Below are 25,850 nucleotides of genomic sequence, written 5' to 3'. Positions count from 1 at the left end.
AGTCCGTATGATGAGTTAACAGGCTGCCGTCAGACAGTACGGGTGAATTTTTTTGCAGCAGAGGGCTAAGCATGGTGTTATGATCACATTATTATAGATGATTGCTTAGGAGATGGGAGCGCTATATGGAGCAGGACCCGATTACAAAGTATTATGAAGATCGTGAAGACGAGGATAATCATGACATCGTGCTCGATGTTGTTATTGAGGAAGCCGGGTACGAAGCAGGGGATAAACGCATCTCGGGGATTTCCTTTCAGGTCCGCAAGGGGGAGCTGCTTGGATTGATCGGGCCGAACGGTGCCGGGAAAAGCACGACTATCAAGACACTGCTCGGTCTGCTGAAGCATGCCAAAGCAAAGGTGAAGCTCGGCGGAGAGCATAAGTCCTATGCCTATGTGCCGGAGCAGCCGGTATTTTATGAAGACCTTACCCTATGGGAGCATCTTGATCTTGCCGCGGCTGCTTATGGCCTGGACTACGCGGCCTTTGAGTCTACGGCTGAGAAGCTGCTGACCCAGTTCGGTATGGACAGTGTGCGCGATGATCTGCCTGCGGGCTTCTCCAAAGGAATGAAGCAGAAAATGATGCTGATGCTTGGTTTCCTGGTGCAGCCGGATGTCTATATTGTAGACGAGCCGTTCATCGGGCTGGACCCGCGGGCGACGAAGGATTTCCTGCGCCTGCTTGAAGCAGAGCGGCAGCGCGGGGCCGGTGTGCTGATGTCTACGCATGTGCTGGATACAGCGGAGAAAATCTGCGACAGCTTCGTACTGATCTCCGGCGGCAGAATAGCTGCTGAAGGAACACTGGAAGAGATACGCGGTGACGCTGGTCTGCCGGAGGGGTCGTTGTTTGATTGCTTCGACGAATTGACATGAGCAGAAATTCTTTCGCTTTCTCCACAGCCGGGAGTCTGTTCCGGCGCCGGCTGGCCTCACATTTCCGCGAGCAGACTACCATTATCCGTACTGCTGTGGACTGGACAGTTCTGCTGTACATCATTATCCCGGGAGGACTGCTGGGCGGGCGTTTCTATTATGGCTTCTGGAAAGGTGAGCTGCCGGCTTGGATCAGCTCAGTACCGTTTATGGCCGCACCGATACTGCTTGCACTGCTGCTTGCGACCGGAGGGATCGTGCTCCTGCTCCAGGAGGGGGATCTGCTCTTTCTCAGGCAGCGGCAGGACTGGATCAGTACGATTATCGCGCGGGGGATGCTCTATAGCCTCATTGTAACTTCCCTGAAAATGGCCGCAGCCTATGCTGTGCTGCTGCCCTTTCTGATTAAGGGCTATGGCATAAGTGCAGCAGGGGCCTATGGCCTGCTCGCGCTGACAGTAACCAGCAGCTGGTGCATCAAACTGCTGGCCCATCTTGTTAAGGTGCAGCGTCAGGGCTTCCGCCGCTGGCTCTGGCTGATTCCGGCAGTCACTGTATCCTGCGGAATCTACCTGCGGGTTGCAGTTGTCTACAAAGACAGCCCGCTGCAGCTGTTTGCGGTTGCGGCCGGCTTTGCAGCAGTGGCTGCCGCCGCATTCCGCGCCCGTCTGCAGCTGCGCGGTACCTTCATAAATGATGTCCGTGAAGATTATAAGCAGCGGATGAAGATTGCGGCCATCATGCTGCGCGGTGTACTGGATAAGCCGCGGCCTACACGGTACAAGCCGTGGATCTTCCGCAAATCGCAGCCGCTGCTGGCCGCGAAGGAGCCGGAGAGCCGCTTCGCGGCTGCGGCAATCAAGGGGCTGCTGCGGAATCCGGCACACTTTAAGCTGTATCTGCAGTTTACAGGTGTGGCGCTGATCGCAATCTTAATTGTTCCTACCGTGCTGAAATGGCTCCTATTCGCCGTACTGACAGCACTTATGGCTTATTGGCTGTCCTCGTTCTGGCTGCTGTTCTCCGGCGATGATTATATCGGCATTCTGCCGTTCACCAAAGGGCAGAAGGCGGATGCCGGCTCGAAGGCCATGCCTATTCTATTGATGCCGTTTGCCGTACTCTGTGCTGCAGCAGTCTGCATTCCGGCTTACAGCTGGTGGGGCCTGCTGCTCTTCGTACCGGTCGGGGCTGCCGCTGCCTACGGCATCGCCAATGTCTTCAGTGCCATGCGTTTTGCCAGGTAACGGGGAGTTAAGGGTATAGCTGAATATAGAACAAGCCTTCCTCCGTTAATCCGAGGGAAGGCTTGTTCTATATATGCAGGGAAAGAAGCAAGAAGCGTTTATCCTCGCCTCACCGCTGCATGTTTACCTGCCGTATAACCGGTTGAGAAGGCGGCTGTAATGTTATAGCCGCCGGTGTAGCCGTGAATATCAAGAACCTCGCCGCAGAAATACAGCCCCTGCGTAAGCCTCGACTCCATCGTCTTCGGATCAAGCTCCTTCAGATTCACTCCGCCCCCGGTCACAAAAGCTTCGGCCAGGGAGCGTGTTCCATGAACATGCACCGGCATCCGTTTCACCAGGGCAGCCAGCGCCTGCAGCCCGGCCCGCTGCAGCTGCTGGCCGGTGATCTCGCTGTCCAGCCCGCCCTTCTCCAGCAGCAACGGGATCAGACGCTCTGGCAGAAGGCCTTTGAGCGAATTGCGGAGCGCCTTTTTGGGCTCCTGCTCCAGCTTGTTCAGCAGCATGTTCTCGGCCTCCTGCGGATGCAGATCAGGGAACAGGTCAATGGACATCTCCACCGTCTCACTTCCGGATTTCTTCTGAACCTGGCGCAGAAACTGGCTGCAGCGCAGGGCGATCGGGCCGGAGAGGCCGAAATGGGTGAAGATCATGTCTCCCCGGTGGGCAATAACCTTCTTGCCTTTGGGATTCCAGACCGTAAGGGTTACGTCCCGCAGCGACAAGCCCTGCAGCTCACCCGACTTGATCCATTCCTCGCGTGAGACGATCGGGACCTCGGTCGGAAACAGCTCCGTGATTGAATGCCCTGCGGCTTCTGCCCACGGGTATCCGTCACCGGTAGAGCCGGTCTGCGGCACGGATTTGCCGCCGGTGGCGATGATAACTGAATCTGCACTGTAGGCTTTGCCCGATTGCAGACGGATGCCCCGGACAGCTCCATCCTCATAGAGCACCTCGCGGACCGGACTGTCTGTCATAATCTGGACACCCAGGCTGCGGACCTTGCCGACCAGTGCGGACACTACGCTTGAGGCTTTATCGGACACAGGGAACATCCGCCCGTTATCCTCTTCCTTCAGGGCAATGCCCAGTCCTTCGAAGAAATCAATAATATTATAGTTATTGAAATGATCGAACGAGCTGTATAAAAAACGGCCGTTGCCCGGAATATGGGCGATCAGCTCCGGAGTTTCCTTAACGTTGGTGACATTGCAGCGTCCGCCGCCGGATATGCCGAGCTTGCGGCCAAGCTTGGCCCCTTTATCAACCAGCAGGACTGCGGCCCCGTGCTCTGCTGCGGCTACGCTGGCCATCAGCCCGGAGGGGCCGCCGCCAATAACAATTACATCATAATTACTCATCCATCTGCTCCTTTATACTTGTTGACGCACTCTGTCCGGCACTCTGCTAACGGCATCATACCATTCCCGCTGCAGTGTAGCCAGGGGCCTTTCACTGCATGCTGTGATTATCGTTGTCAGGACTGCGCGGTTATGCTTTAATCTAAGGGGAAAGGGTATTTTGTCCAATTTGGGGAGTGATTGCAATCATTCATGCAGTTAAGGATATTTTATTGCAAATATCGGCTGCGTGCACCTTCCTGTTTCTGTTTCAGTGGCGGCTGGACATAGGCCATTCCACACGCAGAAACCGCAGATTTCCGGATGACCAGACTTTTTTCATGATCTGCTGTGCACTGAGCATTACGCTCTGCATGGCATTATCGACGACAATGTTCGGAGTAGTATATCTGAATCTGGCTATCCTTCCGGCGTATATAGGGATCTTGTACGGGAATTTTCGTTCAGGCGCTTATCTGACAATCTATTTCATTGCATGCACGGCGTTGTTCTCAGTATCCTCAGGACTTAATCAAATCGTATTGCATACGGGAATGCTGCTGTACCCGCTGCTCTTTGGCATGGCGAAGCCCTTCAAGCAAGCGGGGCTCACCCACAAAATCAGCATGCTCTGGGGCGCTTTGTTTCCCAGTATGCTGTTTATAGTCATTATACCCGGCCTGCATGGCCAGAGTATCTTTGAAGCCTTCGACAGGGAAGCGCTCCTTGCAGGAGCGTATATTGTGACGGCTGTAATTCTGGGCGCTCTATTTATAGTATATATTGAAACGGCCTGGGACAAGCTGCAGGTGAAGGAACGGATGAAAGGCATTTCCGAGAAGCTCCAGCGGGAATCCGAGAAGCTGCAGCAGATTACGAATGTAGTGCCGCTCAACATTATGTCTTTTGATAATAACGGCCGTGTGTCAGAGCTGAATGAGTATATGCTGAGCCTGATCCGGCTGCATTACCCCCAGTTAACCAGAGAAGCTATATTATCCCAGCCGGCAGAGCAGGTATTCGGCAGCGTGATGGATCAGGTTACCTTCGAACGCCTGCGGGGAATCCTGCTGAGCAGACAGCGCACCAATGCCAAGATTAAGCTGGAATCCATGACCTACCAGGTCTTCACTGCGCCGCTGCAGTATGATTCAGATGTGCCGAGCGGGATTGTGGTGATCATTCAGGATCTGACCGAAGAGGAGAAAATCCGCAGCGAGCTCGATAATGTCGAACGTCTGACACTGGTCGGGCAGATGGCTGCCGGGATTACCCACGAAATCCGTAACCCGATGGCGGTAGTACGGGGATTCCTGCAGCTGATGCGTGAAAAGAGTCCGGAGGACCTGCATTCCTATTATCATATCGTTATGGAGGAGCTGGACCGGGCCAACAGCATTATCAATGACTTTTTGTCGCTGGCCCAGAGCAGGGTATCCGATAAAGAAACGGTTCAGCTTCATCTGATTATGGAAGAGCTTACTCCGCTCATCTGGGCGGATGCCAATCTTCGCGGCCAGAGTGTGGAGCTGAAGCTCAGCCCGGTGATGCCGCTGCTGCGCCTGAATATCCGCGAGATCAAGCAGCTGGTGCTTAATCTGGTCCGCAACGGCATGGAAGCAATGGATACGAAGGGTGTGCTGACACTGTCGACCAGTGTGCATGATGATACTGTGCAGCTGATTATTTCCGACACCGGTAGCGGAATTCCGCAGAGCCAGCTGCAGCAGCTGTTCACTCCGTTCTTCACCACTAAGAGCCAGGGTACCGGACTGGGGCTGTCCTTGTGCCTCAGCATCGCTGAACGGCATAACGGGACCATTCATGTGGAATCCGAGGTAGGGAGAGGGACCTCAGTGGTCGTAACCATTCCTATAGAAGAAAAGGGAGAAATTACGGAGAAATCCGGCTGAATATAGAGGGATTCAGTTTCCGAGGAAGAGGAAAGTCCGTCCCGGAAAAGCCTGCTTGCAGCAGTCTGCTTCTCTTGCTTTCGCAGAGTATGTATGTATAATAAAGTTAGCAAGTAGTGCAGTAACGCGGCAGATAGTTCCGGCTACTGACACACTATTTAAAAGGTAAAGGAGAGTGCAGAGAAATGTCCATGTCTTTTAATCAATATATGAGAGATTCCATTCAGCCTATGCGCGATGATCTGACAAGTATCGGGTTTCAGGAGCTGTTGACTCCGGAGGATGTTGAAGCTGCTTTTCCGGTTGCCAAAGGAACCTCGCTTGTAGTCATTAACTCCGTCTGCGGTTGTGCTGCCGGCCAGTGCCGTCCTGGAGTAGCTCAGGCATTGCAGAACGAGATCCTTCCGGATCACCTGTTCACCGTGTTTGCCGGCCAGGAGAAGGAAGCTACAGCCAAGGCGCGTGAGTATTTCGCTCCGTATCCGCCATCCTCACCATCCATCGCACTGCTGAAGGACGGCGAGCTGGTTCATTTCATTGAACGCCATGGCGTTGAAGACCGTTCGGCTGCCGAGATTGCTGCGGAGCTGAAGGATGTTTTCGACCGTCTGTGCAACTAGAGATTATATTCAGGAATCTATAATCCCGCATCAGCCGGACGCTTGGCTTATGCGGGATTTTCTCTGACAATATAGGCCTGTAAAAATGATTCAAGTGATTCAACAACCTATGAGGGTGAGGTGTGGCTTGTGAGTATGCAGGAAGAGATTATTGCCGCCTTGGGTGTCAAGCCGGTAATTGAAGTCGAGGCGGAGATCCGCAAACGGGTTGATTTTCTGAAAGCGTATGCGCGTCAGGCCGGGGCAAAAGGGCTGCTGATCGCCATCAGCGGCGGCATTGACAGTGCTGTAGCAGCGGGGCTGTGCAAGCTGGCAACGGACGAGCTGACCGCAGAAGAAGGACAGGAATATATCACACTTGGCGTATTCCAGCCTTACGGCGAGCAGGAGGATATTGAGCACAGCTATGCTGTGGCCAAGGCCTTTGCCTTAACGCACACCGCGGAGACCAATATTGAGGAAGCTGTGAATGAAATTGCGCTGGAGGTCGAGCACAGCCTGAAGGCGCTGGGGCAGCACCGCCATATTACCCACCAGGGGAAAGGGAATGTGAAGGCGAGAACACGTATGGTTATGCAGTACGCACTGGCCTTCGAGAACAACCTGCTGGTCGTTGGAACAGATCATGCTTCCGAAGCTATAACAGGCTTTTATACGAAATGGGGCGACGGGGCAGTTGATATTACTCCGCTGTCTTCACTGAACAAACGGCAGGTGCGACAGCTGGCTGCGGCTCTTGGTGTTCCTGCGGATATTGTGACCAAAGCACCGACAGCCGGACTCTGGCCGGGCCAGACGGATGAGACGGAGCTTGGCCTGACCTATGAGGATAACAGCGATTATCTGGAGGGCAAAGCAGTGCCTGCCGGAGTGGCAGAGAAGCTTGAAGCGTATTACCGCAGAACGGCGCATAAGCGTAATGTCATACCGGGGATCTAAGTTGTATAACCGGAACTGTGTTGCGGGGCCGGTGTACTAGATCAGGGTTACACAAGTGCAGCAGGCCAGTTATCTCAGTCTGTGATTCAATTGTGAAAATAATATGCTGCTGGATGAAAAGAACCGCCGGAGCTTCTGTGATTGTTCACAGAGGCTCCGGCGGTTCCGGCTTTCAGGCGGCAGTGACTGCATTATAGCGAATAATAATGACGGTAATAAAGATGACAATACGGATGGCAATGGGCTTCTGCTGAGGCTTGCCGGTTTATCCGGCCAAAACCCGGCTGATAAACTCCAGCGAGGCGGATATCGCCTGCTCCAGCTGGGGAGTCGTGCCCGCGAACGGATGTACACTTCCGAAGGTATGGTCGCCGCCGGGAATCTGGACCCAGGGGATATCCGGACGCAGCCCGGTCAGCTGCTCTGAGCCGCGGCGAAGCCGTTCACCATCCCGGCTGCCCTGAATCAGGACTGCCGGGAAGCTGGAGGCGGACAGCCGCTTAAGCAGGTTATAGCGCTCAGCCTGCTGCTCCAGGTCATCGAGGAGTACGGCGTCGAGCGGCATTTGCTGTCCGGTGCGGCCGTTAAGCACGAAGGCGCGGCCGCGGCCGCGCATCTCAACCTTCTGTTCTTCCGTGAACAGGTCAAGGTCGGTAATGCCGTTCCAGGAGATTACACCGGTAACGTCTCCCGGATGGTCCAGTGCATACAGCAGGCAATCGCCGCCCCCGCGGCTATGGCCCAGCAGGAACAGCGGCAGGCTGCCGAATTTGTGGTGCTGGCTAAGGTAAGATAACAGGATTTCCATATCCTTGATTTCGCGGCTATAGGTGTTGCGGGCGAATTTGTCGAGTTCGGTGAAATTCAGCAGATCTTCTCCGATGCCGGAATGCGAGAAATTAAAGGTAATTACCTCATGCTCCTGGCTGAGTGCTGCTGCAACATAAGGAAACATTCCCCAATCCTTAAAGCCCTTATAACCGTGGGCAATTACAATCAGGCTTTTGGCTGTATCCCGGGCGGGGAAATGCGAGCAGCGCAGCACTGCGTCTTCTCCGGCGGGCAGCTGGAAATTACGGTTCATCCATTGAGTCCCCTCTCTATATCATTTGAAACGGATAGCAGGAAGAGCTATATAAGGCTATAATTTATATTATTTATCCATAATGATTATGAAGATCATACCATTAATAAAGCGGTTAAGGATAGCATAAGGAGTGGGAATTGTGATTTATGGAATCGGAAATGATGTGCTGGAAATCCGGCGGATTGCAGCAGTACTGTCAAGAGGGGCGGGAAACGGATTTTTGCAGCGTATTCTGACAGTAAGTGAGCGTGATCTCGCAGCAGCACGGAAGGGAAAGGCTGCTGAATTCGCCGCAGGGCGGTTTGCGGCCAAGGAAGCGGTCGTGAAAGCACTGGGCTGCGGAATCGGGGCTGCGGTGGGATTCCAGGATATCGAGATCCTCCCTGACAGCCTGGGCAAGCCGGTCGTTTCGCTGTCTGCGGAGGCCTGGGGCCGGCTGCAGCTCTCTGCGGCGCAGCATATCATCCATCTGACGATTACGCACAGCGGCGAATTGGCCTCAGCCTTCGCTGTAGTGGAGCGGGTGGAGCAGGCGGAATTATAGAAGCGATAGATTGAACTATAAAACTTTAGAAAACGGAGAGCTAGTCAAGGGAATCTTGGAACTGTATGATGCTAGCGGCCGGAAGTCGCACCTTTAAGCGGAAATCATGTACAATGAGCTGCCGCGCAGGTAAAGGGACTGAATGGGCTCCCTGTTAAGAAAGTAGCCAGCCACGCAACGGTTGTTCAAGTGACTGGCTAAACGTTACGGACATGAGAGACGTTAAGCCTGCGGAAAGGCACTTGAGTGTCGGTCTTACGGACATCAGCGCCGTTATTTCACCGGAAAGGTGGAGTTTGCCCATAAAAAGCGGCGGATAAGGGCTGTCGTGTCCGTAAGCCCGCCCAAATGACCTGATTTGAGCGAATAAGAGCTGTGGTGTCCATAAGAGCAGAGTTGGGTTGTATGTGCAGCGGAGTGGATTTGGGAACCGGAAAGAGCGCTGGCGTTCGGCTTTGTCACCGGATTTCCGCCGCAAACTAAATCAAGAAATTTGGGGGCGGGCAGCAGCCGGAAGTCCAATACTTACCGCGCCGCGGTCTAGCCTTTTCTATAAGTCTTAAGTCCAACCTATATAGCTGAGGAATTATAGAAGGAAATGCCTTGGTTATATTGTACGTTAAATAAACAGGCAAGGAGAGGCAATAATGACAACGAATGAACAGCACGATGCGCAGCAGGCAGCCAAATTGTATTTCAGCCGTAATCTGCTCGAGTGGTATCACGGACAGAAACGGGACTTGCCGTGGCGCCGCCACCGGAATCCTTATTATATCTGGATTTCAGAAATTATGCTTCAGCAGACGAGGGTCGATACAGTAATACCTTACTTCAACCGTTTCATAGAACGTTTCCCTACGGTAGAGTCGCTTGCTGATGCACCGGAGGAGGATGTGCTGAAATGCTGGGAAGGACTGGGTTATTATTCCCGTGCCCGGAATCTGCAGCATGCGGCGAAGCAGGTGAAGGAACAATACGGCGGCCAGGTTCCTGATGACCGTGATGCCGTATTCGCCCTCAAGGGCGTAGGCCCGTATACGGCAGGCGCTATTCTCAGCATTGCCTTCAACCGGCCGGAGCCGGCGGTCGACGGCAATGTCATGCGGGTACTGTCCCGCTACTTCCTGATTGAGGATGATATCGCCAAGGGAGCTACCCGCATCCGGATGGAGCGCCTGGCGGCAGAGCTGATCCCGGAGGGGGAGGCCTCGCACTTCAATCAGGCGCTGATGGAGCTTGGGGCGCTGATCTGCACGCCGAAATCACCGCGCTGTCTGCCCTGTCCGGTGATGGAGCACTGCTCAGCGCGCCTCTCGGGCTGCGAGACCTCGCTGCCCGTCAAGACCAAGGCTAAGCCGCCGCGTCCCGAAGAGCGGCTGGCGGCCCTGGTGGAGGGCCGCGGTGCGCACGCGGGCCGGGTGCTCATCCGGCAGCGGCCACAGAGCGGGCTTCTGGCCCGCATGTGGGAGCTGCCGCATTTCCCGGCGCAGCCTGCGGAGGGCGGCGCCTCCGGCGCGCTGCTGCCGGAGAGCGCAGCGCAGGACCGGCTGCGCCGGTCCCTGCTTCAGGCCGGGATCTTCGCCCGGCCTGAAGGGCACTGGATGGCTGCGGAGCACACATTCAGCCATATTGTGTGGACCCTGCAGGTATACCGCTGTAGGGAGGAGGCAGCCCTGCCGCTGGCGGCGGAAGGGCGTGCCGGATACGCCGCAGCGAGTGCTGCTGACCCCGCCGGATCCTCAGGACTATTCGCGGGAGAGGCTGCTGCGGCGGAGCGGTTCGCAGACGGTGCAGGCAATCCAGAGGATGCAGGTGCAGTCCGGTGGATCAGCCGCAGCGATATGGCCAATTATGCGTTTCCCAATGTGTTCCTGAAGCTGCTCAACGCCTATTTTGATGAGCAGGAGAGCGGGGCTGAGTAACAAGGGGTTGCAGCGGCCCGATGAGCGGAATAGCTTAAGGCATAGCTTGGAGTAGCGTGCTGTGTGGTTAGCAGCACAAGGTGTGAATGGGCAGAATGTATGGGGATGCGGACGGCGGAGAGCGGCGTAAGGTGCGGAGTGTCGAGATACGTGAAGTATGTGAAAGTACAGGTATTTGGCGGAGAGTAAGCTGAAACAACCTTCTGCCATCTCGGCGGACACAGCTGACGTTATTTAGCGGTAAAACCAGCTTTTCTGCCTCTTGCGGATCCAGGAGACGCTATATGGCTGGTTTGAGCCCGAAATGTAGTGAAATAGGTTGCTTAACGGCATCTGTGTCCGCATAGCCTGCGAAATGCTATATTGCGTCCGAATAAGGGATCTCCTGTCCGCAAGGAAGCTGGAAGGTGACATGAACGATGCTGGTTACTTAAATGATCGCTGCCGGCTCGCACGGGGGCTGGGGTTGAGTAACAAGTGGCCCGCCCTGCAATACACCCCAACACAAACAACCGGGAGTCCCCTGTAGGGGCTCCCGGTTGTTCTTATGCTATGAAGCTGCGGCACAGTGGCCGTAGCTTATTATTTTGCGCTTTCGTAGCGTTTGCCGACTTCTTCCCAGTTTACAACGTTCCAGAACGCTTTGATGTAGTCAGGGCGTTTGTTCTGGTAGTTCAGGTAGTACGCGTGCTCCCATACATCGAGGCCGAGGATTGGAGTAGCGCCTTCGCTGATCGGGTTATCCTGGTTAGGTGTGCTGGTAACCGCCAGTTTGCCGTCCTTCACGACGAGCCAGGCCCAGCCGCTGCCGAAACGGGTAGTTGCTGCAGTTGCGAAGTCTTCTTTGAATTTATCGAATCCGCCCAGTTCACTGTCAATCGCTGCTGCGAGTGCTCCGGCTGGTGCACCGCCGCCGTTCGGTCCGATAACTTCCCAGAATAAAGTGTGGTTAGCATGGCCGCCGCCGTTGTTGCGGACAGCAGTACGGATAGCTTCAGGTACAGCGTTCAGGTCAGTCAGCAGCTCGTCAATGCTCTTGTCTTGCAGTTCGGGTGCCTTTTCCAGTGCGGCGTTCAGGTTCGTCACATAAGTGTTATGGTGCCTGTCGTGGTGAATCTCCATCGTCAGAGCATCGATGTGTGGTTCAAGTGCGTTGTTTGGATAAGGAAGTGCCGGTAATTGAAATGCCATGGAAAAATCCCTCCTGAGTATATTAGAATTTGTATAGATAAAGAATTTTGGCGGTCTTGACGTCAAAACCCCTTATTTCCAATGTATCTTATTGGTTATATATCCGATAAGATACTATTATTAAAACGTATCTGGAACAATAATGCAACATTAAACAAACATGAATGTTTAAAAAGTCGGAGTCCCCTCCAAATCTCACGGCAAGTGTAAAGGCTGTGTTAAACCCAGGGATTACCTTTACACATAGCAAAGCAGTTAATTTTTTTCCTAAATCATGTAAAAATGAAACTATATTCAATGAAAACGCTTCATATCAAGCGCTTTCAAAAGAAAATTGATGATATCACGAGAAAAGTATGCTTTAATAGATTTAAAAGCAGGTATTCCTCGGTTTTTGATGCTTTTTTCCTCTTTATACTGTTATGGAAACTCCTTCTTTTTGTAAAATTCTAAGCCATAGAAAAGGGAGACTTTTAAGTATGCACGTTCGTTCCTTTCAATTAAGCGACGTTACTCCAGTGACTGAACTGCTGCAGACCGCATTATCGGAAGAATGTTTCGAGAGCACGATTGAGCCTTTCTCCAGGCAGCTTTCATGGGATTCGGATCTCATTGTAGTTGCGGAGGACGAAGGGGAAATCATCGGCGCACTGATTGGTACGATTGAGAAGAATCATGGCTGTTATTTCCGTATTGCTGTACATCCGGATTATCGCCGCAGAGGAGTCGGCAAGAGTCTTGTAACTGCAATGGAGAACAGATTCCAGACGCGTAAGGTCAGCGGGATTTATGTAGCCGTTGATGAGCATAATTCCTTCGCACTGCCGCTGTATGAGGCCATGGGTTATGGCGAGGACCAGATCTTCAAATCTGTACGTAAGCTAAGCATTGTAGGCTAGTTGTTATTGAACTGGTGCTGTAAGCGGAAACAACCGTTAGAGTAGAGAACTATTGCAGATTGCTTGAGTGTCAGGTTCTATCTGCATAGTCTGTTTCATTATACTAAAGCATATCTTCCCTGTGTCCATTGCAAATGGCCGGAAGATATGCTTTTCTATTGTTATGGACTTGAAATCCCAATGAAGCAAGTAGGTGGCCAATGAACCGGGAACCCGATGAAGAATTCATGCGGAGCCGTAAATACAGATACAGATCCGTCACACACGGAAAAGTCAAACGGGAAGCTCAGCGGGAAGTCAAGAAGAGATGGGCAAGAGGGATGCGCGAGTGGATCATTACGGCGGCGGTTATATTTGCTGTAATGTCGCTGCTGAATATTTTTGTTTTCAATATATCTACTGTAGTCGGCCAGTCCATGGAGCCCACCCTGTATGAAGGGGAGAGGCTGGTTATCAATAAGATCGCCCTCAGTTTCGGCAAACCCGGCAGGGGAGAAATAGTTGTTCTGCATGATCCCAGCACGGGGCCGGGCCGGAAAGAATATCTGGTTAAGCGTGTTATCGGCATTCCCGGAGATATTGTCGAGGTGCGGGGCGGGCAGCTGTATGTGAACGGCAAGTTGACGGATGAGCCATACATTGATACCCCCATTCAGGATCCTGATTTTAGCGGACTGACTGTGCAGAAAGGGACCTACTTCGTGATGGGCGACAACAGGCATGCCGGAGCCAGTAAGGACAGCCGTTATTTCGGTGCCGTTGCTGAGGAGAGTATAGTTGGTAAAGCTGCTGTGATCTGGTGGCCGTTTAAGCAGATAAGAATTCTTTAACAAATGCAGCACATGAGTACAGACAATATTAGAAAAGGAGAGGCGGGAATGAATACCAGCTTCCAGTCACCGTATGCACCGCCCCCTTCCAAGTGGGAGAATCTGAAGGCTGAAATCCAGGCTGCCGCACCTGCGCTCGGTATTGATGATATCGGGTTCACCACAGCGGAGCCGTTTTTATATTTGAAAAATATTTTGCAGGAGCACCGGGATAACGGGTACGAATCGGGGTTTGAGGAGCCGGATTTGGACAAGCGGACGGTTCCGGCGCTGCAGTCGGGAGAGCAGCCGCTTTCAATTATAGCTATTGCCGTAGCTTACCCGTCCAAAATGGAGGATCCGCCGAAGTCCGAGCCGGGAGCACGCAGAGGAATTCTTGCCCGGGCCTCGTGGGGGCAGGATTATCATCATGTGCTCCGCGAAGCGCTGGCTAAGCTTGAGAGCTTCATCCGTGAGCGTGTTCCCGGCGCGGTCCTGGAAAGTATGGTCGATACAGGCGCGCTTGTAGACCGGGCGGTAGCGGAGCGGGCGGGGATCGGGTTCAGCGGCAAGAACTGTGCAGTGATCTCACCCAAATGGGGATCATGGATCTATCTTGGCGAAATGGTAACGAACATTCCGTTCCCCCCGGACCAGCCGGTGGAGGATGGCTGCGGAGACTGCACCAAATGTATTGATGCCTGCCCTACGGGCGCTCTGGTCGGTCCGGGACAGCTTAACGCACAGGCCTGCATTTCATTCCTGACACAGACCAAGGGGTTCCTGAGTGAGCATTATATGACCAAGATCGGTAACCGGCTGTACGGCTGCGATACCTGTCAGGTTGTCTGTCCCCACAACCGCGGCAAGAATTGGAACCACCGGCCGGAGCTGTTGCCGGATCCGGAAATCGTGAAGCCGCTGCTTATGCCGATTCTCGATCTCAGCAACCGTGAATTCAAGGAGAAGTTCGGCAGCAGTTCGGCTGCGTGGCGCGGCAAGAAGCCGATTCAGCGCAATGCCGTAATTGCCCTTGGCAATTTCAAGGAAGCCTCTGCCGTACCGAAGCTGACGGAGATCCTGCTGCAGGAGCCGCGCCCGGAGATGCGGGGCACCGCAGCCTGGGCACTTGGCCGGATCGGCGGCGGCGAAGCTGCAGCAGCGGTGGACAAGGCCCTGGGGCAGGAGGCGGATGAGACCGTCCGGGAGATGCTGGGACGGGCACAGGACAAGCTGCTGGAGCAGAAGGAGGCGGAGCGGGAATGAACGATCAGCTTAATGGCGTTACTACTGCCGCTGCTTCAGCTGGAAGCGGAGCAGGCCGGGCCCGGCACAAGCGGAGAATACCTCTTCTAAATCACCGGATTTACCAATTGCTGTCCCACTGTTGAAATGCTATGATAGATTCGCATGCCCAAGCAGGGCGGTGCCAGACAATAGAGTACAGAGGTGGACTACAGATGAATATTGCGTTGCCTATTATTACGCTTGTTGTGGGTCTGATCGGCGGATTCTTTATAGGTGTGTATTATCTGCGCAGACAAATGACAACGATGCAGAATGATCCCGAAATGCTGCAGAAGGTAGCTAAGCAAATGGGATATAACCTGAATGGAAAGCAAATGCAGCGTGCACAGCAGATGATGAAGAACAGTAATCCGCCAGGACGCGCTCCGTCAGCATCCAAAGGCCCGGCCCGGAAGAAGAAATAATCCGGCTCCAGGCAACAGGCAAGTCAGCTGCAGGTGCGGAAGGAGGAGACTTCATGGAGGACATCAAGGGATACATGAACGGGAAGGTTTCTGTAAACCGTGAGCAAATCGAGTATCATGTTGCAAAAATTTTGGAATTGATCGGTGAGAACACCAGCCGTGAAGGCTTACTGGAAACACCGGCCAGAGTTACCCGGATGTACGAAGAAATATTCGGCGGGTATTCCATTGACCCCCGCGAGGCACTGGGTGTCACATTTGACGAGTCTCATGAAGAGCTTGTAATTGTGAAGGATATTGTCTATTACAGCCAGTGTGAGCATCATATGGCGCCTTTCTTCGGTAAGGTGCATATTGGTTACATCCCCAGCGGACGGATTGCCGGCCTAAGCAAGCTGGCCCGGCTAGTAGAAGCAGTAAGCCGTCGCCTGCAGGTGCAGGAGCGCATTACAGCGCAAATTGCCGACATCATGACCGAGGTGCTGAATCCCCATGGGGTTATGGTAGTGGTCGAGGGAGAGCATCTCTGCATGTGCGCACGGGGCGTGAAGAAGCCGGGCAGTAAGACGGTTACAATGGCGACCCGGGGCAGCTTCCGTGAGGATGCTGCCGCGCGTGCTGAGTTTCTTGCTTTGATTAAGGAATAGAGCAGAGTCCTTCCGCTCCGGGAGCCGGAAGGATGACACACAGAACCCGCCGCCACATTGAAGTGGCTGGCGGGTTCTGTGTGTCTGTTTGGAGACGCGGCTTCCGCAGCAGCGCCAAGTACGCCCAGCAGTCTCAAAAAGGCTGCCAGACCAGCTTGCGGGCAGCATTATACCGCTCGGCCACATAAGGCCAGTTCACAACCTTCCACCAGTCCCGGATATAGTCAGCGCGGTTGTTCTGATGCTTCAGGTAATAAGCATGCTCCCATACATCCAGCACCAGCAGCGGTACAATATCCCATTGGGACAAATTCTGATGCTTCTCGGCTGTCAGAATTTCCAGCCTGCGGCTGCGCGGACTCCAGACCAGAATGGCCCAGCCGCCGCCTTCAACCTTATTCGCCGCTTCTGTAAACTGGGCCTTGAAGGCTTCATAGCTGCCGAAGCTCCGCTGAATGGCATCCAGCAGCGCCCCGGCAGGGCGGCCGCCGCCCTGCGGAGACATTACATTCCAGAAGATGGTGTGCAGATAATGGCCCGCGCCGTTAAAGGCCAGCTCCCGCTCCCAGTGCTTAACCAGATCGTAGTCGTTATTCCTGCGCGCTTCGGCCAGCTTATTCTCCGCTTTATTCAGTCCGTCAACATAACTCTGATGGTGCTTGTCGTGATGTATAATCATTGTCTTCTCGTCAATATAAGGCTCCAGTGCATTATAGGCATAGGGGAGCGGAGGGAGGGTATGTCCGCCGATTGGGACGGATTCCGGATCACGGGATTCCCAGAGCGGCAGCTGCTGGGCTGCTGTTTCCTTGGAAGAATCATTATTCTCAAGCAAGTTCTCCTGCAGTCCTCCGGTTTCCTGCCGGGCAGCACTCAGAGCTGACAGTACGGCAAGGAGGTATTCCGATTCGCGGATGAAATGCTCCAGCAGCGCTCCGCCGGCAGGGAATACGCCTGCAGCGCCATCCGCCTCCAGCAGCATTCTCAGCTGCCGGATGAATTCGCTGGACTGGCCGCATGCTGCAAGCCGCAGCTGATCGGTTTCAGCGGCAAGGTTGCCCGGCCCTCCGGCTGCAGAAGACTGTATAATTCCGAGCAGCTGCAATGCCGCCTGCTCTGTTGCCAGGAAGACAACGGTCCATTCCTGAAGCAGCTTTACATAACGCTCCTCCAGCGCAGGGGCAAGCTGAAGAATGAAGCCGGCATGCTCCTTCTCCTGGTTTTTCCAAAAGGCGATTTCACTTAGAATCTGCACTGGCAGGTGTGAACTTGATACATATTGCATGGCAGGCAGTCCTCCCGCTTCCGATTATTCAACGGTTCATTATATGATCCGGGGAGCCGGCTTATGAGAACGGCACAGCAATATTTGGGATGCCGGGATACAGCGGAAGCTGCCGCAGCATTGGCCGGCATAACAGAACAAGCATGCACAGGATGTATGGAAATACATCTGTACATGCTTGTAATGAAGCTGCGGAGCAGCCTGTCTGCCTGGCGGCAACCCGCAGCAATATCAGGTTGAGCCGGCAGAGCTTATTTGCTTGCGGTAGAATTCCCGCTGTCTTTACTGTCTTTGGCCAGCTGCACATTGCCCAGGAAGGCAGAGACACGGCGCAGGTACTCGCGCGGATGCTCGCGGAACAGCAGCTCATGATGGCTGCCCTCTATAATCCATGAGTCGGAATAGGGGCTGCTCTGGTTCGCGGCCAGTTCCTCGGCAATCGGGTACGGAGCCTTATCATCCAAGGTACCATGCATGAACAGGACCGGGAACGGATAATCCTCGGATTTCACCTTGGAATAAGGAATCTGGTCAAGCCCTGTGCCGTTCAGCACCGGGAACAGCAGTTCCATAATCGCCAGTGAGGGCTGGCGGGGAAGGTCTATATTCTGCTTGATATTGTGATATAAAGTATCAGGCTCCAGCAGGAAGGTGCTGTCCAGAATCATGGCATCCACATCCTCTGTGACAAGGCCGGCCTGCAGGGCGGTGCCGGCTCCCATGGAGAAGCCCCACACTACAATTTCCTCCGCCCCCTTGTCCTTGGCGAACGAGATCGCTCCGAGCAGCTGCTGGGATTCTTTTTTACCGCCGGTAGCGATATCCTTGTTGCTCCCTGAGGCGAAGCCGTAATCGAACATAACCACGTTAAAGTTCAGGCTGTGTGCATAATGGGCCAGGTCATACATCGGCACCCAGCTCTCCTCGCGGTTAGCACCGTAGCCGTGGCTGAAGATGATGGTTTTGGCTGCTCCCTCAGACGGGATATACCAGCCCTGCATCATTCGGCTGCCGTCCTGTGCAGGAAAGGTGATCTCCTCATAAGTAAGCCCTTTGGCCAGATAAGGATTCGAGTAGATCGGGGCTACTGTCGGGTTCGAGAGCACCCAGGCGATATAGCCGTGCAGAGCGATGAAGCAGAAGACAAAGAAGAAGAAAACAGATAAAAGCAAAGCTACAACAATATGTTTAATGCGTATCATCCGTAATGAAATTACAGGTGCTGCATTAGGCTTGTTCTCAGCAGGTATACGGGAGACCGGCGCGCCGGGGTGACTTGTTGCCAGATCCATAAGGTCCCCTCCTAAAGGATAGTGAATAGAGATCATTCATATATTTAATCGTATGGTGATGCCCTGACAAAGTCAATGAATTCAGCGCTTTTGTAATGTAAATGTAAACTGCGGAAGCAGTGCTTCCGGCTCTGAATATGCTGGACTTTCTTCTGAGTTTTGCACTAAGATAGAGATATTATTGGTAAATATGTAACCGTGTTTCAAGAGGTGAAACACGTAAAGGGGAGAGCGGCTTGGAAGACCGGAAACTGACTGTGCGCGCCGTAGAACGGGCGCTGGATATATTGCTCTGCTTTACCGGGGATAGTGACTACGACCTTAGCCTGACTGAGATTTCCGCCAGGATCGGCCTGCATAAAAGCACGGTGCACCGTCTGCTGACAACGCTTGCGGAGAAAGGGTTCCTGCAACGGGATGAAAGTACGGAGAAGTACCGCCTGGGGATCCGCATCTGGGAGCTGTCCACCCATTTGCCGACCCTGAATGAACCGGCCGTACTGCTGCTGCCTGCTATGGAGCGGCTGCGAGACCGGCTGGGCGAGACCGTCAGCCTGTATCTGCGCGATAATCTGGAGCGCGTCCGCATTCAGGCCGTGCAGAGCAAGCAGGCGATCCGCCGCGTAGCGCAGATTGGCGCCAGACTTCCGCTCTCTGTAGGTGCTTCAAGCAAGGTGCTGGCTGCCTACGCGCCACATGAGGTGCAGGTGCGCCTGCTGGCTGACCCGACATGGCCTGAAGCCGTAGAACGGAGCCGTTATCTGGAGCAGCTGAAGGAGGTTACCCGCTGCGGGTATGCGACAAGCTTCGAGGAACGGGAGCCGGGGGCAGCGGCAGTTGCAGTGCCGATTGTCGGGCGCGGGGGCAGTGTGGTAGCTGCGCTGTCGCTTTCCGGTCCGGTCAGCCGGCTGTCACGGGAGACGCTGGAGGAATATGCCGTAATACTGGCAGAGGCGGCAGCTGAAATGGGCCTGATGATGGTATGAGCCCGAACCTGTGCGCTGCCGGAATGGCTCGCGGGTAATTTAGTAATTAGAGGCTAACAAGACCTGCCTGCTCCATTGAATATCTAGTTAAAATGAACTATTATTAAAAAATATTAGTTACAAATACTTAATAACATGAAATGTAATCCAGAGCATGAGGTGATGGGATGAAGGTTGTAATACCCGATTCACTGATGGGAGAAATTCAAGAGCTCCAGGATACGTTCGGTACTGTCACGAGTCAGGCTATTGTGCTTACGGATCAGGCAGGGAATTTAGTTACCCGCCCAACGCTTTCCGGAATATTCTATCAGAAGATGTTTAGCTCCCTGCAGGGGACAGAGCGCCCGTTCGAGCCGGCATTGCTCAGGCTCGGCCCTTTGTCGTATCCTGCCGTACTGGAGCAGTGGGTTCCAGGACTAAAGTATGTAGTCAGTCCGCTGGTCCCTGAATATGGCCAGACTTATTACTTGTGGTCAGGCTTATACATGGAAGAGGGTACACGCGAGCTTATGCTGCAGGCGTTCGAAGCCAAGATGCGGAATCATCCTTACTATGATGAGTTACGGGCTGAGCTTACGGCTATGCCTGAGCTGAGCCGGGAACAAATCAGTGAGATCAGAGGCAAGCTTAGCACCCTCGGGAATATATTGTCGAAATTGCTGGCAGGCTCTGCACTAAAGCCTTTGACGCAGAGGCGCAACACGATGATATTGCAGCTGCTGTCCAATCTGGGCGAGGATTTCCTGCAGATTGAGAAAGTGCTGCAGCAGATGGCCGGAACGCTTTCGGACTCGGATCTGTATGCATTCGCCAAAGAAGATGAGGCAGGCAAATTCAAGGTGAAATACTCCGCCGGGAAAGAAGCCAATCTGCTCATGAATGCCGAGTTTCAGCTTGGTGACGGATTTCTGGGACAAGCAGTTCTCGGCCGGGAGCCCAGGCACTGGCAGGCGGTTGCCAAAGATCCGAGATCGCTCTTCTTCACTCAGCGGGGAATTACCCAGCCGGAGTATTTATCCTGTTATCCGGTGCAGATTGACAGCGGCAAGAAAGCGCTCCTGCTGGCTGTAGGTTTCACCGAAACCCGGCAGGAGAAGGACTATATCCAGCATGAGCAGACGGTAGCTTCGCTGCTGGGGTTGTCCGCCCGCGCAGAGAAGCTCCTGCAGAGCGGGGCACTGATTCACGAAGCCACGCAGAGGCTGAAGGAGGCCGCGCAGCTGCTTCCGCAGGCGGCTTCTTTGCAGGAGCTGGGCATCCAGCTGCTGGAGATGGTTATGGGAATGCCGTTCTACCCTTCCTCGGTGCTCGTCTTTTTCGAAGAGACCTCGGAAGGCAGCCATTACGCCAAAGGATGGGGCACGGAAGCTGTTGCCCACTATGTTCAGGATATCAGAAACCGTTATTCCCCCCAGGCCTTTCTCTCCTCGGCGATCATTAATGAGGGGGCTGAGGGCCAGGTATTGCTGGAATGCCCGCTGCTTGCCGGGAAGACATTCAAAGGAATCCTCTCCATCGGCTTCAGGCGCCGTAACGAGGCTGAGGAGTGGCTGGTCTTATCCAGCTGCCTGGCCGGCGTGGCAAGTGCCGCTATCCGGCTTATTGAGATGGATAGCAGGCATACGAGACAGGCGGGAATATTTATGGAGCATACCCACCATTATCTCCGCAGCAGCAATCCCGAACTGGAGCGTCTGTCGCTTGCAGCCTCTTCCATGGCCTATGAGCTTGCCCGCTATACAGGCCTGCCGGAGAAAGAGACTGAGCGGATGAGAACGGCCGCCCTGCTGGCTCCGTTCAAGCTTGAGTTCCTGCTGGGGTACGGGTTCTATCAGGAAGAGATTTCACTGCTCCGGCAGGTGGATCAGCTGACCTCCTTCTATTTCGAGATGGACAAGCCTGCGGTCTCAGTCTCTGCACAGCTGCTTGTACTTGTACTTCTTCATACAGGAAAAAGCGCGGATAAGAGCCAGCCCGCTGATACAGAATCGGAATGGATTGACTGCTCACGTTATCGCCTGGACGATTATATTGCGGAGGCGCTGGACAGTGAGCCGCGAGGCTCATTCCAGTCATTTCTGCGCAGCCGGGCAGATACGCTTCCCGTGAGACGGACCGTTTCAGCAGTCAGGCTGCTGAACAGCTCGGCCCTGAAGACGCCGAAGGAAGAATGGGGAATTTCCCCGCGTGAAGAAGAGGTGCTGGAGCTTATTATCCTGGGCAAGACGAATAAGGAAATTGCCAGCAGCCTGTTTATCAGCGAACATACCGTGAAGAATCATTTAAGCCGTATATTTAACAAGATGAACGTGACAGACCGCTCACAGATTATTGCACTGGTCTATAAAAGAATTCTTGATTCTGAGCGGATCGAGATCTGAAGAGGCTCTGATTTCATCCCCTTTCAACTGAAAGGGGATTTTTTGGTGCGGATATACGGCATACGGGCTGATCAGGCATTTAATAGCAGCGCAGGCTGTTGTCAGTGAAGAAACTTTATGCTATATTGTTAATTGATAATGATTATCAATATCATACTATATACATACATAGGGGGATTATTTTGCGATATTCCAAAAAGAGCCTGATGCTAATCGTCTTTACTCTGGTGCTGGCTGTACTGCTTGCAGCCTGCGGCCAGTCTAATAGCCCGGCTCAGAATTCCGGTGCGGCCGCTAATGCCGCTACGGCTGAACCGGCAGCAATAACAGAGCCTGCAGCAGCATCCGGCAGCGCTAATGCATCCGGTGAGGCAGAGATAGTTACCTTCAAGGACAGTGTAGGAGAAGTGCAGGTACCGAAGAATCCGCAGAGAATTGTTGATACTACTGCATTCTATACAGGTTACTTCCTGGCGCTGGGTGTTAAGCCGGTTGGTGTACTGGCCGGGGCAGCGCAAAATCCGTATTTTGAAGGCAAGCTGGACGGTGTGGAGATTATCGGTGATGAGCTGTCGCCTGAGAACATTCTTGCGCTGAACCCGGATATGATCATTGTGTATGCCGGTGCTGAGAACATCGAGAAGCTGAAGGAAATTGCCCCGGTGGTTGCTATTCAGTATGGTGCCAAGAATTATAAGGATCAAATGCTTGATTTCGGCAAGCTGGTGAACAGGAATGATGAAGCGAAGGCCTGGATTGACCAGTGGGAAGCAAGGATTGCTGAACTGAAGCCGCAGGTGCAGGCTGCTGTAGGCGATAAGACGGTATCGATTCTGAATCCGTATTCGGGCGGGCTGTACGTCTTCGGCCATAATTACGGGCGGGGCGGTGAAATTCTGTACGGGGAGTTCGGCCTGAAGGCTCCGGCAGAAGCCCAGAAGGAAGCGATAGACAGCGGTACAGGCTGGGCCTCTATTTCCTTGGAGAAGCTCCCGGAATTTGCGGGAGATATTATCTTCACCTGCCCGTGGTCCGGGGATACAACTGATCCCAAGATCGTCTATGATAATCCGGTGTGGACAGGTCTCCCTGCGGTTAAAGCCGGCAATGTGTTTCAGTTGAACCCTTCTGCAGATACGTACAATGATCCGGTATCGCTGGAAGCACAGCTGGATTTCATCTCGACCAGCCTGCTGTCGGTCAAATAACGGAGCACTCGCATAATCCCGTGAAGACCCGAAACATATTAGACAAAAAGCTGCACCGGCCTCAGAAGGAAAGAGTTCTGTGGCGGTGCAGCTTTTATTCAAAAATGGAGGCAGGTATCTCCGTTTATTCTACCGGCAGTGCCGATTCCGAAGCAGTAGCATCGGCAAGCATCTGGCGCAGCACCGTCTGGAGAATACCGCCATTGCGGTAGTAGTCGATGTCTACGGTGCTGTCCAGCCGGGCGGTAACCGGGAAGTCAAACTGGGTGCCGTCCTCGCGGGTAGCGGTGACGGTCAGCTCCTGACCCGGGAGTACATCGTTACTGAGACCGGTGATCTCGAAGGTCTCGCGTCCGCTCAGGCCCATGCTGCTCCAGCCATGGCCTTCCTGGAACTGCAGCGGCAGCACGCCCATGCCGACGAGATTGCTGCGGTGAATCCGCTCGAAGCTCTCGGCAATGACGGCTTTGACGCCGAGCAGCAGGGTGCCCTTGGCGGCCCAGTCACGTGAGCTGCCTGTGCCGTATTCCTTGCCGGCGATGACAATCAGATTCTGTCCGGCTGACTGGTACAGCATAGACGCGTCATAGATGGACATTACCTCATCACTCGGCAGGAAGGTGGTTACGCCGCCTTCTGTACCCGGAGCCACTGCGTTGCGGATTCGGATGTTGGCGAAGGTGCCGCGCATCATTACTTCATGATTCCCGCGGCGCGAGCCGTAGGAGTTGAAATCGGCACGTTCTACACCATGGCTGCGCAGGTATTCCCCGGCCGGACCGGAGGTAGAGATATTCCCGGCTGGCGAGATATGGTCGGTAGTGACAGAATCCGCAAGCAATGCGAGTACACGGGAACTGCGGATATCCTTGATGTCACTGACGCCGTCAGCCAGATGCTCGAAGAATGGCGGGTTCTGAATATAAGTGGAGTTGTCATCCCACTCATACAGCTCGCCTTCCGGCACCGGAATAGAATTCCAGCGCTCATTGGCGGTGAACACATTCTCGTATTTGCGGCGGAACATTTCCGGACTGAGTGAGAGGCCGATCGCTTCGCGGATCTCGGCTGAGGTCGGCCAGATATCAGCCAGGAAGACCGGCTCCCCTTGCGGATCATAACCGAGCGGCTCGGTCTTCAGATCAATATTAACCGTACCGGCCAGCGCATAGGCTACAACGAGCGGCGGGGAAGCCAGATAGTTGGCTTTGACCTGAGCGTGGACACGGCCCTCGAAGTTACGGTTGCCGGAGATTACAGCGGCAACGGTCATGTCATGCTCAGCAATGGCCTGACTGACTTCATCCGGCAGCGGGCCGGAGTTACCGATACAGGTGGCACAGCCGTAGCCGGCCAAGTAGAAGCCCAGTGCTTCCAGCGGCTTCAGCAGATCAGCTTTTTCCAGGTACTCCGTAACGACCAGGGAGCCTGGAGTCAGGCTGCTTTTGACATAGCCGGGTTTGGTCAGTCCGCGTTCAACAGCCTTCTTGGCCAGCAGTCCTGCACCCAGCATAACGCTCGGGTTGGAGGTATTCGTACAGCTGGTAATGGCGGCAATGACAACAGCACCTGTACCCAGCTTGCTCGTGCTGCCGTTCTTGTGCTGTACTTCCACTACTTCGGCAATCTTCTCATCGCTGAGCCCGTAGCCTCCCTTGTCGACAGGGGTACGGATGATGCCTTCGAAATTCTCCTTCATATGAGTCAGCTCTACCCGGTCCTGCGGGCGTTTCGGCCCGGCCAGGCTGGGAACTACAGAGGCCAGATCCAGTTCAATGACATCGCTGAATGTCGGGTCCGGTGTATCTGCAGTGCGGAACATGCCCTGTGCTTTATAATAGTCCCCTACAAGCTCAACCAGCTCATCCGGCCGTCCCGTGCTGCGCAGATAAGCCAGTGTCTCCTCATCTACAGGGAAGAAGCCGATCGTTGCCCCGTATTCCGGAGCCATATTGGCTACGGTTGCGCGGTCAGCCAGACTGATATTCGCCAGACCCGGGCCGTAGAATTCGACAAACTTGCCGACTACGCCTTTTTTGCGCAGCATCTGTGTTACGGTCAGGGCCAGATCGGTTGCCGTAGCGCCTTCCATCAGACTGCCGGTCAGCTTGAAGCCGACAACATCCGGGGTAACGAAATAAAGCGGCTGTCCGAGCATGCCTGCTTCCGCTTCAATCCCGCCTACGCCCCAGCCGACTACGCCAAGACCATTGATCATGGTGGTATGCGAGTCCGTACCGACCAGAGAATCCGGATAGACGACCGTCTCCCCGTCGATAGTCTTAGTGGCAGCTACAGAGGCCAGATACTCCAGATTGACCTGATGTACAATCCCTGTCGCCGGCGGAACGGCGCGGAAATTATTGAAAGCTGTCTGCGCCCAGCGCAGGAAGCGGTAACGCTCTTCATTGCGCTCGAATTCAACATTCATATTATATTCCAGCGCGTCGGCGGTACCGAAAGCATCGACCATAACCGAGTGGTCAATAACCAGGTCTACCGGCACGAGCGGATTGATCTTCTTCGGGTCGCCGCCGGCCTTCTTCACAGTGTCGCGCATGGCCGCGAGGTCCACGACCACGGGTACACCGGTGAAATCCTGCAATACAATCCGGGCCGGGATGAACGGAATCTCTTTGTTACGGTCAATGCCGCCGGCCCAGCCGGCCAGCTGCTTCACATGCTCTTCCGTAATTGCCCGTCCGTCATACTGGCGGACTGCAGCCTCCAGCAATACCTTGATGGAGAAAGGAAGGGAGGAAATGTCGCCTGCACCTTGGGCTTCGAGGGCATTCAAATGATAGTAGCGATAAGTTTTGCCGCCTGATTCCAGGTTCTTAGCTAGTGAGAAATGGTCCTTGCTTGGCATATATGCGCCTCCTTGTTTCATCTGGTGAAACCATATTTCACATTTCTTATAACTTAAGTATAACGGCTGCAA

At 54.0% G+C, this 25,850-nt stretch carries 20 protein-coding genes and 1 pseudogene; 15 read left to right on the top strand and 6 right to left on the bottom strand.

Annotated features, from left to right (window positions below):
• Window positions 1–125: 125 nt before the first annotated feature.
• Together LOS79_RS21975 and LOS79_RS21970 are read left to right on the top strand one after the other, a co-directional pair.
• Window positions 126–881 carry an ABC transporter ATP-binding protein gene (locus LOS79_RS21975; RefSeq protein ID WP_315422377.1) on the top strand — a complete coding sequence of 252 codons (756 nt, stop codon included), beginning with the start codon at window positions 126–128 and terminating at the stop codon, window positions 879–881.
• Window positions 878–2,128: an ABC transporter permease gene (locus tag LOS79_RS21970; protein WP_315412329.1), complete on the top strand. Its 1,251-nt coding sequence runs from the start codon at window positions 878–880 to the stop codon at window positions 2,126–2,128. Before LOS79_RS21975 ends, LOS79_RS21970 begins: the two co-directional genes overlap by 4 nt.
• A gap of 98 nt (window positions 2,129–2,226) precedes the next feature.
• Here the strand turns inward: LOS79_RS21970 and LOS79_RS21965 are convergent, their stop codons facing one another.
• The gene (locus LOS79_RS21965) at window positions 2,227–3,492 is read right to left on the bottom strand and encodes a BaiN/RdsA family NAD(P)/FAD-dependent oxidoreductase (protein ID WP_315412328.1); all 1,266 of its coding nucleotides are present in this window, start codon (window positions 3,490–3,492) and stop codon (window positions 2,227–2,229) included.
• 176 nt (window positions 3,493–3,668) lie between these two features.
• Here LOS79_RS21965 and LOS79_RS21960 point away from each other — a divergent pair, with 176 nt between their 5' ends.
• From LOS79_RS21960 to nadE, 3 genes are all read left to right on the top strand, one after another.
• Window positions 3,669–5,384, top strand: coding sequence for a two-component system sensor histidine kinase NtrB (locus LOS79_RS21960; RefSeq protein WP_315412326.1), 1,716 nt, complete (start codon window positions 3,669–3,671; stop codon window positions 5,382–5,384).
• 185 nt (window positions 5,385–5,569) lie between these two features.
• A complete protein-coding gene (locus LOS79_RS21955) occupies window positions 5,570–6,004 on the top strand; it encodes a BrxA/BrxB family bacilliredoxin (protein WP_315412324.1) in 435 nt (144 codons plus the stop codon).
• Between the two features lie 129 nt (window positions 6,005–6,133).
• The gene (gene nadE, locus LOS79_RS21950; RefSeq protein ID WP_315412323.1) at window positions 6,134–6,943 is read left to right on the top strand and encodes an NAD(+) synthase; all 810 of its coding nucleotides are present in this window, start codon (window positions 6,134–6,136) and stop codon (window positions 6,941–6,943) included.
• A gap of 265 nt (window positions 6,944–7,208) precedes the next feature.
• On the opposite strand, the gene LOS79_RS21945 is transcribed toward nadE, so the two are convergent.
• Window positions 7,209–8,027: an alpha/beta hydrolase family protein gene (locus LOS79_RS21945; protein ID WP_315412322.1), complete on the bottom strand. Its 819-nt coding sequence runs from the start codon at window positions 8,025–8,027 to the stop codon at window positions 7,209–7,211.
• Window positions 8,028–8,169: 142 nt separating this feature from the next.
• Between LOS79_RS21945 and acpS the strand changes: the two genes are divergently transcribed.
• Together acpS and mutY are read left to right on the top strand one after the other, a co-directional pair.
• Complete coding sequence (acpS, locus tag LOS79_RS21940) at window positions 8,170–8,574, top strand: holo-ACP synthase (protein WP_315422375.1); 405 nt, start codon at window positions 8,170–8,172, stop codon at window positions 8,572–8,574.
• A 647-nt stretch (window positions 8,575–9,221) separates the two neighbouring features.
• Window positions 9,222–10,496, top strand: coding sequence for an A/G-specific adenine glycosylase (gene mutY / locus LOS79_RS21935; RefSeq protein ID WP_315412320.1), 1,275 nt, complete (start codon window positions 9,222–9,224; stop codon window positions 10,494–10,496).
• 582 nt (window positions 10,497–11,078) lie between these two features.
• Here mutY and LOS79_RS21930 read toward each other — a convergent pair.
• Window positions 11,079–11,687: a superoxide dismutase gene (locus LOS79_RS21930; protein ID WP_315412318.1), complete on the bottom strand. Its 609-nt coding sequence runs from the start codon at window positions 11,685–11,687 to the stop codon at window positions 11,079–11,081.
• Window positions 11,688–12,166: 479 nt separating this feature from the next.
• Here LOS79_RS21930 and LOS79_RS21925 point away from each other — a divergent pair, with 479 nt between their 5' ends.
• The 5 genes and pseudogenes from LOS79_RS21925 (at window position 12,167) to folE (ending at window position 15,754) form a co-directional block, all read left to right on the top strand.
• A complete protein-coding gene (locus LOS79_RS21925) occupies window positions 12,167–12,586 on the top strand; it encodes a GNAT family N-acetyltransferase (RefSeq protein ID WP_315412317.1) in 420 nt (139 codons plus the stop codon).
• 200 nt (window positions 12,587–12,786) lie between these two features.
• Window positions 12,787–13,416 carry a signal peptidase I gene (lepB, locus tag LOS79_RS21920; RefSeq protein ID WP_315412315.1) on the top strand — a complete coding sequence of 210 codons (630 nt, stop codon included), beginning with the start codon at window positions 12,787–12,789 and terminating at the stop codon, window positions 13,414–13,416.
• 48 nt (window positions 13,417–13,464) lie between these two features.
• Window positions 13,465–14,658: pseudogene (gene queG / locus LOS79_RS21915) on the top strand (tRNA epoxyqueuosine(34) reductase QueG); the annotation flags it as partial.
• A gap of 197 nt (window positions 14,659–14,855) precedes the next feature.
• Complete coding sequence (locus LOS79_RS21910; RefSeq protein WP_315412313.1) at window positions 14,856–15,107, top strand: YneF family protein; 252 nt, start codon at window positions 14,856–14,858, stop codon at window positions 15,105–15,107.
• A 53-nt stretch (window positions 15,108–15,160) separates the two neighbouring features.
• Window positions 15,161–15,754, top strand: a complete 594-nt coding sequence (gene folE, locus LOS79_RS21905; RefSeq protein WP_315412312.1) for a GTP cyclohydrolase I FolE — start codon at window positions 15,161–15,163, stop codon at window positions 15,752–15,754.
• A 133-nt stretch (window positions 15,755–15,887) separates the two neighbouring features.
• Here the strand turns inward: folE and LOS79_RS21900 are convergent, their stop codons facing one another.
• Together LOS79_RS21900 and LOS79_RS21895 are read right to left on the bottom strand one after the other, a co-directional pair.
• Complete coding sequence (locus tag LOS79_RS21900) at window positions 15,888–17,039, bottom strand: Fe-Mn family superoxide dismutase (RefSeq protein WP_315412311.1); 1,152 nt, start codon at window positions 17,037–17,039, stop codon at window positions 15,888–15,890.
• Window positions 17,040–17,290: 251 nt separating this feature from the next.
• Window positions 17,291–18,331: an alpha/beta hydrolase gene (locus tag LOS79_RS21895; RefSeq protein WP_315412309.1), complete on the bottom strand. Its 1,041-nt coding sequence runs from the start codon at window positions 18,329–18,331 to the stop codon at window positions 17,291–17,293.
• A gap of 236 nt (window positions 18,332–18,567) precedes the next feature.
• On the opposite strand from LOS79_RS21895, the gene LOS79_RS21890 reads away from it, so the two are divergent.
• From LOS79_RS21890 to LOS79_RS21880, 3 genes are all read left to right on the top strand, one after another.
• On the top strand, window positions 18,568–19,317 hold the full coding sequence (locus tag LOS79_RS21890) for an IclR family transcriptional regulator (RefSeq protein ID WP_315412307.1): 750 nt from the start codon (window positions 18,568–18,570) through the stop codon (window positions 19,315–19,317).
• A gap of 167 nt (window positions 19,318–19,484) precedes the next feature.
• A complete protein-coding gene (locus LOS79_RS33110; protein ID WP_397386677.1) occupies window positions 19,485–21,701 on the top strand; it encodes a helix-turn-helix transcriptional regulator in 2,217 nt (738 codons plus the stop codon).
• A gap of 182 nt (window positions 21,702–21,883) precedes the next feature.
• Window positions 21,884–22,909 (top strand): iron-hydroxamate ABC transporter substrate-binding protein, encoded by a 1,026-nt coding sequence (locus LOS79_RS21880; RefSeq protein WP_315412306.1) that lies wholly within the window; start codon window positions 21,884–21,886, stop codon window positions 22,907–22,909.
• Between the two features lie 124 nt (window positions 22,910–23,033).
• On the opposite strand, the gene acnA is transcribed toward LOS79_RS21880, so the two are convergent.
• Window positions 23,034–25,778 carry an aconitate hydratase AcnA gene (acnA, locus tag LOS79_RS21875; protein WP_315412304.1) on the bottom strand — a complete coding sequence of 915 codons (2,745 nt, stop codon included), beginning with the start codon at window positions 25,776–25,778 and terminating at the stop codon, window positions 23,034–23,036.
• Window positions 25,779–25,850: the final 72 nt, after the last annotated feature.

Origin of the sequence: Paenibacillus sp. MMS20-IR301, assembly GCF_032302195.1 — a bacterium.
Taxonomy (GTDB): domain Bacteria; phylum Bacillota; class Bacilli; order Paenibacillales; family Paenibacillaceae; genus Paenibacillus_AQ.
This window is presented reverse-complemented; position numbering and strand designations above follow the sequence as displayed.